At 38.6% G+C, this 1958-nt stretch carries 2 protein-coding genes and 1 pseudogene; all 3 read left to right on the top strand.

The genetic code is table 11. The features are described 5' to 3' along the window. Positions 1 to 226 (top strand): DndE family protein (locus tag PX484_RS02200; RefSeq protein ID WP_288102738.1); only part of this gene is annotated, 226 nt, incomplete at its 5' end. A gap of 106 nt (positions 227 to 332) precedes the next feature. After that, a complete protein-coding gene (locus PX484_RS02195; protein ID WP_287765570.1) occupies positions 333 to 1844 on the top strand; it encodes a cupin domain-containing protein in 1512 nt (503 codons plus the stop codon). 26 nt (positions 1845 to 1870) lie between these two features. Then, a pseudogene (locus PX484_RS25625) lies at positions 1871 to 1958 on the top strand (class I SAM-dependent methyltransferase); the annotation flags it as partial.

Here is a 1958-nt window from a genome sequence, read left to right as displayed (position 1 = left end):
TGTAGAATTATCTTGGAAAGTATTCGGGGGAGAAATGGCCGATATTTTCTTAATTGCCCTCAAACAACGTTGTCATCAAGACGGATTAGGAACCGATAAAGAAACTCTAACTCAACAATTTCGCTTACATTTACATCGCGGTATCGGTTATCTTGCTGGGGATGCCAAGCTAAAAAAAATCGATAATTTAATCGAATTAGAGAGAGAAAATCTCAGAGAATCTTAACCAAGAATGATCTGTTTTTAGGGGGAGCGCATCTCAAAAGCTATTGACAATTGGCCAATTTTGTGATGGTATTTAAAAGAGGGCGGCTATCGGGGGATGAGAAAAAATGGAAAATTTAATCGAAGAAGCACTAAGCCATCGAGCGATTAATCATCCGTATTTACTTGCTTTAGAAAAAGGAGAATTTCAACATATTGATGAAGTTATGAAAGACTTTGCCAGTCAATACGGAGCTTATAGTGACTGGTTTTCCCGTTATTTAACAGCAGTAATATCAAAGCTAGAAAATCCCACTCATCGAAATCACCTGCTGAAGAACTTAGCTGAAGAAAACGGACATCTACACCATGAAGATCTCGAAGCAATCCGTAAATTAGGTATTAAGGACGAGTGGGTACAGGAAATTCCTCACCCACAGTTATTCAAGCGTTTTCAAGAAGCGATGGGAGTAGATAGCAGGCAACCGCCTTGTGTTGAAGTGGAAATCTGGCGTGAATCATTCTTATCGCTGCTCCAGAATGGAAGCTCACTCCAAGCTATTGGAGCCATAGGTTTAGGGACTGAATCTGTTGTTAAATTTATCTACAAACACATTATTGAAGCGATTAAAAACCATACATCATTATCCTTGCAGCAATATGTATTTTTTCCTTTACATACAGAAGTGGAGGATGAACACAGCTTAACTTTAGTTGAAATTGCTAAGGAATTAGCCAGTGAAGGCGAACAGGCTGTTCTGGAATTACGGAAAGGAATGTTAAAAGCCTTAGATCTACGTGCTGCTTACTGGGACAATATGTATGAACGTGCGTTGGCGCTAGATAAATCTTTGACATCATCAGACATACCCAAGATTGTTACGCTTTTCACTAAAATGATTAAAAGCAAAAAGCTGTCTAATCAGGAACAGGAACTTTTATTGCATCAAATCAATGATATGCGTATTGGATTGACGGAAGACTTATCTACTGTTCCAGTGGAAAAACTACTACCCGGATTGAGTTCACTTTTGCTATACGGGATGCAAAGGGAAAAGCACAAGGAAGAAGTTCTGAACTTGTTAAATTGGCTTGAAAATCCATCTGATGAATGCCAATGCTCTCAAACAATATTAAGGCTTGCATCACAACTTTACCATGATTTTCAAACAGTGCGACTGGGAGCCTTGACCGAAAAAATTAATGAACAAAAAAGCTTGACTCATGTGCAAGAAGCTAAGGAGCTTATTTCAACAATCAGCGCCAGCAACTTAGAGGCTTTATACAACAATAAGGTTGATAAACTCAATATTGATTTTAACGTATTTCGCCTGCCATTTGATCTAGAAGTTTTAGATGCACGCCTAGTTATAGTCAAGCCAGGAAAGGCGAATGAAATGCACAGACACGCACATGAAACCGTATTTGTATTTCTTCAGGGTCAAGGAAAAGTTATTGTTGATCAATATGAAAACGAAGTCGAACCGGGTACTTTTGCTGTTATTCCCCGTTGGTGCGTGCATCAATCTGTGAACTTAGGAGAAGAAGATTTGGTTTTTCTGGCGATAGCTGATTTCGGATTAACTGGTAAAAGTTTTATGGGTAATTACTTGCACAGTGCTAGACTAAAACAAAATTAGTGCAAATTTTATCACGTTAGATAGGTATGAAAGCAACACAAGAAACCAAAAAACTTTACGACGAAAGCGCAGGAGACTGGAAACGAGTAGAACCGATTTTGCTTTCTGATTACT

It is taken from the genome of Microcystis sp. M49636_WE2 (assembly GCF_030065375.1).
Taxonomy (GTDB): domain Bacteria; phylum Cyanobacteriota; class Cyanobacteriia; order Cyanobacteriales; family Microcystaceae; genus Microcystis; species Microcystis aeruginosa_C.
The sequence above is the reverse complement of the archived record's forward strand: the minus strand, read 5'-3'. Positions and strand labels throughout refer to the sequence as shown.

Bases quoted from the DNA above. Each gene is read 5' to 3' on its own strand.
- PX484_RS02195 (WP_287765570.1), top strand. From the start codon at position 333: ATGGAAAATTTAATCGAAGAAGCACTAAGCCATCGAGCGATTAATCAT.